This window comes from Pseudomonas sp. PME37.24/006 (assembly GCF_055556635.1).
Genome location: NZ_JBVHNL010000326.1, coordinates 1 through 228, shown reverse-complemented (window position 1 = coordinate 228; position 228 = coordinate 1). Strand labels below are relative to the sequence as shown.

Genomic DNA, 228 nt, shown 5'->3' with positions numbered 1-228 from the left:
CGCGATCCGCAACCGGGCCCCATGCCCCGGCAGCGCGAGCAGCGCGGCGGCATGGCGCCAGGCTTCATCGGGATCGGCAAAGGCCAGAATGCGCGCATGGCCCGCAGGCATGACCAGTTCCGCCGCTGGCGCGATCTCCACACTTGCCGCGCGGAACGGGGCGATCAGGGTATCGACTGCTGCGGCAAAGGCGGTGTCATCGAGCGCTTCGAGCCCGTCGATCGTGAC

1 protein-coding gene is annotated in these 228 nt (G+C 69.7%); it reads right to left on the bottom strand.

The window, feature by feature from the left end; genetic code table 11:
* The coding region (locus ACZ3GY_RS24920) for a hypothetical protein (RefSeq protein WP_465912515.1) at window positions 1–228 on the bottom strand (228 nt) is incomplete at both ends.